The 6,584-nt window shown below is 44.1% G+C and carries 5 protein-coding genes; 3 read left to right on the top strand and 2 right to left on the bottom strand.

From position 1 onward, the window contains the following. Positions 1–125: 125 nt before the first annotated feature. Positions 126–1,421, bottom strand: a complete 1,296-nt coding sequence (locus J6I68_RS08995) for an adenylosuccinate synthase (RefSeq protein WP_292219796.1) — start codon at positions 1,419–1,421, stop codon at positions 126–128. A 238-nt stretch (positions 1,422–1,659) separates the two neighbouring features. On the opposite strand from J6I68_RS08995, the gene J6I68_RS08990 reads away from it, so the two are divergent. From J6I68_RS08990 to J6I68_RS08980, 3 genes are all read left to right on the top strand, one after another. After that, positions 1,660–3,372: a methyl-accepting chemotaxis protein gene (locus J6I68_RS08990; RefSeq protein ID WP_292219794.1), complete on the top strand. Its 1,713-nt coding sequence runs from the start codon at positions 1,660–1,662 to the stop codon at positions 3,370–3,372. 140 nt (positions 3,373–3,512) lie between these two features. Further along, positions 3,513–4,838, top strand: coding sequence for an MATE family efflux transporter (locus J6I68_RS08985; RefSeq protein WP_292219792.1), 1,326 nt, complete (start codon positions 3,513–3,515; stop codon positions 4,836–4,838). A 224-nt stretch (positions 4,839–5,062) separates the two neighbouring features. Beyond that, positions 5,063–5,962 carry an HAD family hydrolase gene (locus J6I68_RS08980; protein ID WP_292219790.1) on the top strand — a complete coding sequence of 300 codons (900 nt, stop codon included), beginning with the start codon at positions 5,063–5,065 and terminating at the stop codon, positions 5,960–5,962. Here the strand turns inward: J6I68_RS08980 and J6I68_RS08975 are convergent. Further along, the coding region (locus J6I68_RS08975) for a LysR family transcriptional regulator substrate-binding protein (protein ID WP_292219788.1) at positions 5,945–6,584 on the bottom strand (640 nt) is incomplete at its 5' end. The two genes, J6I68_RS08980 and J6I68_RS08975, sit on opposite strands and share 18 nt — an antisense overlap.

The raw sequence follows: 6,584 nt of genomic DNA, 5'->3' as shown, positions 1-6,584 counted from the left end.
GACGGTTCTACTGTCAGGTTTTATCAAAATAAAACCTGACAGTAGAACCGTCCCCGTGTCAGCAAACAGTCCCCGTGTCTTGTCCAAAAAAAAGCGGTGGCCGAATGTAAGCCACCGCTTAAGTTTTATTTTGAAAGAGGGCTCTTTCTGTAGATGATGTCGTTCCTTGCAGGTCCGTTACTTACCATTGTGATAGGATATCCGATCTGGCCCTCGATGAACTCGATGTAGTTCCTGCAGTTCTCAGGAAGGTCTTCGTAGTTCTTGATGCCTCTGATGTCGCATTTCCATCCAGGAAGTGTTTTGAATACTGGCTTAGCCTTCTCAAGAAGGTGTGTTACAGGGAATTCTGTTGTAACTTCACCGTCTATGTCGTAGCCGACACATACAGGGATCTCATCAAGGTAGCCGAGTACGTCAAGTACTGTGAATGCTACGTCTGTCGTGCCCTGAAGTCTGCAGCCGTACTTACTTGCTACGCAGTCGTACCAGCCAACTCTTCTTGGACGACCAGTGGTTGCGCCGTATTCACCGCCGTCGCCGCCGCGTCTTCTAAGTTCCTCAGCCTCATCTCCAAAGAGCTCTGATACAAATGCTCCAGCACCAACAGCTGAAGAGTAAGCTTTAGATACAGTGACGATCTGCTTGATCTCATATGGTGGGATTCCTGCACCGATTGCGCCGTAAGCTGCAAGTGGTGAAGAACTTGTAACCATAGGATAGATTCCGTGATCAGGATCCTTCATGGTACCAAGCTGACCTTCAAGAAGGACTGTCTTGCCTTCCTTAATGGCCTTATCAAGATAAAGAGATACATTTCCGATGTAAGGCTTAACCTGCTCTCTCCAGTCTACGATCTGATCAAAAAGAGCTTCCTGATCGATAGGGTCTGCGTGGTAGAGATTAACTAAGATAACATCCTTGATCTCTGCAATTCTTGCGATCTTTTCTTTTATAACTGAGTCCTCCTGGAAGAACTCGTTGATCTGCCAACCGATCTTGGCGAACTTATCTGAATAAAATGGTGCGATACCTGACTTGGTTGAGCCAAAGCTCTTTCCAGCAAGGCGAGCTTCCTCAAGAGTATCAAATAACACATGATATGGCATCATGACCTGAACTCTGTCAGAAATCATGATCTGTGGCATTGGAACGCCCTTGGATGTGATCTCATTAAGCTCTTTCATGAACTTGGTAATATCAAAAGCTACTCCATTGCCAATGATGTTCATGATGTTCTGATGGAAAACACCTGATGGCATTGTGTGAAGTGCAAATTTACCATAATTATTTACAATTGTGTGTCCTGCATTGGCACCACCCTGAAAACGGATAACGACGTCAGCCTTATCTGCTAAGGTATCTGTGATCTTACCCTTTCCTTCATCGCCCCAGTTAGCGCCTACAACAGCTTTTACCATAAAAATAGCCTCCTCATAACATCTGCCTTTTGGCAGCAATTATTATTTCCACAGAAGAATATACATTAAATCATCACATAAGTAAAATCAATATTTATTATAATAGGCATAAGAAAAACTTATTTTCCGAAATTTTATATAAATTTACACAATATTTAGACACAATAGACGGAATTTCGCATAAAATATAAGGTACAGGTTATGTATATTTATGTATTCCAATTATGGAGGTTTCTCTATGTCAAAGGCTGATAAGCAGAACGAGTTCACACAGGATAGTTTCAGGAATTTATCCGTATCTGATAAGTTCAAAAAAGTATTTGGGAGCTTTAGGAATAATCTTATAGCTGTCTTCGTGGTAATTGTGCTAATTGATGTGATAGCTCTTTTCAATCTCGGAAATATCTATCACAAATACTATGAGCAAAATTCTCAGCAGGGTGAAATAAGAATAACTATCCAGGCTCTTGCCAAGTATTATCTGTGGGCTATGAACGCTCAGGATGAGGCTGACAGGCAGGAACAGCTTGAAGGCGCCTACGAAAAGATCCAGGAGATGAATGATGGACTGGATGCTCTCAGTAAAGTATATAAGGGTGACCTCTCAAATGCGTATAATCACCTTAAAGATATTGATAAGTCGGATGATACCCTTGTCAGTATGTTTGAGTCTGGAGCATCACATGAAGAAATTTATGCATACTATGTAGCCAATACCAATGAGGCTATAAAGGTGGTTGTTAAGGACTTTAAAGAGATAGGCATCGCAGCAAAAGAAGGTGCTGCAAGAGCATATTCTCTGTCACTTCTTGCAGTTATCATAATGACCATCATTTCCCTTATCGTGGTAATATATGCTCTTATGTATTCGGCTAAGGCAAGAGCAGCTCTTACAAAGAGTATCCTTGGACCTATCGAGGCTATCTCACAGGCTGCGGGTGACATGGCAAAGGGTAAGCTTGAGATCCATGTTGAGACAGATTCCAACGACGAGCTTGGAAAGCTTGCTGACGATATTACAGAATCAACCGATACAATTGAGCGCATTGTAAAAGACATTGATGAGACTCTTCACAGAATGTCTGCCGGAGACTTCTCCACAGGCTCACAGAACGAAGACATTTATGTAGGCGATTACAAAGCTATCAGCAGCGCCCTTTCAGATATTTCAGATAATCTCTCAAGTACACTTCTTGAGGTTAAGAATTCTTCAAGCCAGGTATCCCAGGGAGCAAGTAATATGTCCCAGGGAGCTACAGACCTTGCAGAAGGCGCAACAGACCAGGCTGCTGCAGTTCAGGAGCTTACAGCTTCAGTAAACTCTATTACAGAGCAGACCAAGCAGCTTGCTAATGTTGCAGAGAGAAGTAAGAACATGGCTACATCAGTTAGAGACAACGCAGAACTTTCTGCAAGAAAGATGCACCTTGTAACTGACGCCATGACCAGGATCACAGAGGCATCAGCAGAGATCGAGCAGGTTACAAATACCATCGAAGCCATTGCCAAGCAGACATCCCTTCTTGCCCTCAACGCTTCAATTGAGGCAGCAAGAGCTGGTGAAACAGGAAAAGGCTTTGCAGTTGTTGCTGAGCAGATCGGAGAACTGGCAGACCAAAGTACAGAGGCTGCCAAGAACACCCATCAGCTCATTGCAGATACAATGGATGAGATCGGTAATGGAAACGCAGTTGTGGCTGAGACTACAGAGGCTCTTGACGCTATGCAACACAGCGTAGAAGAGATCACAGAGATGATCATCGAGACAGGAGACCTTGCAGGACAGCAGGCTCAGAGCATGGATGAGATCGACAAGGGAATCGAGCAGATTTCCAATGTAGTTCAGAACAACTCGGCTACAGCACAGGAGTCAAGCGCTGTTTCCCAGGAGCTTTCAGAGCAGTCAGAGAGTCTCAATAAGCTCATTGGACAGTTCACCATAAACGGTTGATGACCCAGGGTGGTCCCAGGGGATGGGGTTACTGGTTCATTATCAGACAATTTAAAATATGCTAAGAAAGCCCTTTGCGTAGGCAAGTTCCTGCGCGGGGGGCTTTTGTTAACCCTAAGTCAGTGTTGAGGTGTCACTGTATGGAAAGAGATCTGTTTGAAAAAGCGCCTGTACCCCAGGCTTACTTAAAACTTGCAGTGCCAGTAGTTTTGGCCATGGTCCTTGGAGTGGTATATAACTTCGTGGATACCTGGTTTATTTCCCTTACGGGAGATTCCAATCTGGTGGCAGGAGTTTCAATATGCTCGCCTATTTTTGTTCTATCCATAGCCATGGGAGATATCTGGGGCCTGGGTGGAAGTTCCCTTATCTCAAGACTTCTTGGTGAGCATAGGGATGAGGAAGCTGGCGGAGCTTCCGCATTTTGCCTGCTTTCCGCCTTCATTACAGGAATAGTGTTCATGGCGGTGATGCTTCTTTTCCGTGATCCAATCCTGGTGGCTCTTGGAGCAAACGAGGCTTCCATGCCACATGCATCTGCCTACTACACCTGGATCGCTCTTGGCACGCCATTTATCATTTTCCAGATGATTCCAAACAATCAGCTAAGGACTGAAGGCCTGGCCAAGCTGGGTATGTGGGCTGCCATGGCAGGATCCGTTGCAAACATGATCATGGATCCTATCTTTATCTTTGGCCTTGGCATGGGGGCAGCAGGTGCAGCGCTGGCTACATCCCTTAGCAACGTCCTGAACTGTGTCTTATACATTATTATCATTAAGAAGAAATGCCATGTGGTTACCCTTGATGTGAAAAGAGCTATCGCTTCAGCGGGGAAAGTTGGCGAAGTTTTAAAGATCGGCATCCCGGCATCTGTCACTAACATCATGAACTCTCTTGCAATGCTGGTTACCAACAGAGCCCTTGAACCCTATGGCAACGAGTGCATAGCAGCCATGGGAATTGCCTTTAAGATCAACATGATCTCACTTATGACATTGATTGGTTTTGCCTTTGGTGGTCAGCCTCTGTTTGGATATGCTTTTGGAAGCAAGGATAGAGATCGTTTTAAAGGAACCCTTAAATTTGCATATCTATTCGAAACTGGCCTTGGAACAGTCTTTGCAATTATTTTGTTCTTTGTTGCGCCTTTCCTTGTCAGGTTCTTCATGAGCGACCCTGTTGTAGTAGAAGCTGGAACTTCTATGATCCGCTTCATGCAATTAAGTTCCATTCTTGTGGGAGTACCACTGGTTTCCACCTGTGTATGCCAGGCGGTGGGCAACGCGATCGGCTCCCTGATACTATCTCTTTCCCGCCAGGGCATCGTTTTCCTAGCTGCCATCTACGTGCTATCAAAGCTTCTTGGATTTAACGGAATCCTGCTGGCTCAGCCGGCAGCAGACTTCCTGACAGGAGTGGTGGCCATAATAATCATTCGTGATATTTTGAAAAAATTTTTTTAAAATTCCTGCAACCTTTTTGAAACTACATCACTCTAGTAAAATTGAAAATAAGTTAAGACCACAGGATGAAGAAATGTTCGTAGGTACTAAACTGGTTGACATAAATCCATAAACGCCTGCGGCCAGGACAAGGCCGGTGAAAAAGAAGGCGATATTTGCCTAATCCGTGCAATTAGTGTATGATATGCATGTTTTTGCAATAATCAATTTAGATAGGTGAATATATGGAAAACAATAATAAGGAAAAAACTCCCGTATATAAAAGAGTCCTGGCATGGATCGGAATCATCATCCTGGTAGGCATGTACCTGGTACTTTTGTACGAGGCCCTTACAGGATCACCAGAGACCTACAACGTGTTCATAACATGCGTTGCTGCTACCATCGCAGTGCCAATTATTCTTTGGCTTCTTATCTGGTCCATTGGAGCGCTGACAGGAAGGCATACAGTAGCTTCCCTTGATGCCATGACCAGCAACAGGATGCATGACAGGTACGGAAATGTGATCCCTGAAGGGAAGATCAGGACTATCGTTTTTGACATTGGAAACGTGCTTGTAGATTTTGCCTGGAGACCACTTATTGAAAAGCGCGGCTTTGACAGCGCCATGGTCGACAGGATTGCCAAGGCTTCAGTATTTAGCGAAGACTGGGTTGAATTTGATAAGGGTAATCTATCTATAGAAGAGATCATTGACCTTTTTGTGGAGAACGATCCTGAGATTGAAAGCGAGATCAGAAAGGCATTTTCAGACCTTACAGATATCGTCACCAAGAGAGAAAGAACTATTCCCTGGATAAACGCCATAAAGGCAGCAGGTTATCAGGTGCTTGTTCTTTCAAACTTCAGCAAGATGGCTGTTGAAAACTGCAAAGAAGCCATGGGATTTTTAGACTATGTTGATGGCGGGATCCTCAGCTACAAAGACCACGTAGTAAAACCTGGAGAGGAGATCTACAAGCTCCTTATGGAGAGATATGATCTTACAGCTGATACTACAGTCTTTATTGACGATACACCTGAAAACATCGACACAGCTAAAAGACTTGGCTGGAATGGTATCATATTTAAATCCTATGACCAGGTTGAGGATGAGCTTAAGGCCTTAGGCGTTAAGTATTAATCTAAGCAGCTCAGAAGCAGCAAGACTAAGAGGTCTTGACTTGTCACTTACAACACAAATATTACGTTTAGGAAGTATCTTATTGAAGCGGAGTTCGAACAGGACTCCGCTTTCTAAATATTCTTTTGCAAAGCTCTTTACAACGCAGCCAACGCCAAGGTTTCTTAAGGTAAACTGCACGATCATGTCGCTGGTTGCAAGCTCAAACTCAGGCTGGATAGAAACCCCATTATCTTTCAAAAATGAATCCACATAGTCTCTTGTGCTGGATTTACCGTCAAGCATGATAAGAGGAAGGCTCTCAAGGTCCTTGTAGTCCATCATCTTGTTCTTGTACTGGATAAAGCGTCTGGCAGCCACGAAGGTATCCTCTATTTCAGAAACCTCGTGGAACTCGTAGTTTTCTTTTTCTGAAAAAGGAGATGAGATAACGCCAAAGTCTATAAGATCCCTGTCAAGGTAACTTAAGGTTTCAGGAGTCGGTCCATTGGTTACTGTGACCTTGATACCAGGGTGCAGCTCATGGAATTTCTCAAGATAGGGCAAAAGAAAAAATCTAAGAGTCATGTCACTGGCTCCGATCCTGACTTCTCCCGCATCAAGATGAAGGAGCTGCTTAAGT

Origin of the sequence: Butyrivibrio sp. (assembly GCF_017940685.1) — a bacterium.
Taxonomy (GTDB): domain Bacteria; phylum Bacillota; class Clostridia; order Lachnospirales; family Lachnospiraceae; genus Butyrivibrio.
The sequence above is the reverse complement of the archived record's forward strand: the minus strand, read 5'-3'. Positions and strand labels throughout refer to the sequence as shown.

What these genes read in the sequence shown, in the direction of transcription:
- J6I68_RS08995 (WP_292219796.1), bottom strand. Translation starts at nt 1,421, where the DNA reads ATGGTAAAAGCTGTTGTAGGCGCTAACTGGGGCGATGAAGGAAAGGGT.
- J6I68_RS08985 (WP_292219792.1), top strand. Translation starts at nt 3,513, where the DNA reads ATGGAAAGAGATCTGTTTGAAAAAGCGCCTGTACCCCAGGCTTACTTA.
- J6I68_RS08990 (WP_292219794.1), top strand. Translation starts at nt 1,660, where the DNA reads ATGTCAAAGGCTGATAAGCAGAACGAGTTCACACAGGATAGTTTCAGG.
- J6I68_RS08980 (WP_292219790.1), top strand. Translation starts at nt 5,063, where the DNA reads ATGGAAAACAATAATAAGGAAAAAACTCCCGTATATAAAAGAGTCCTG.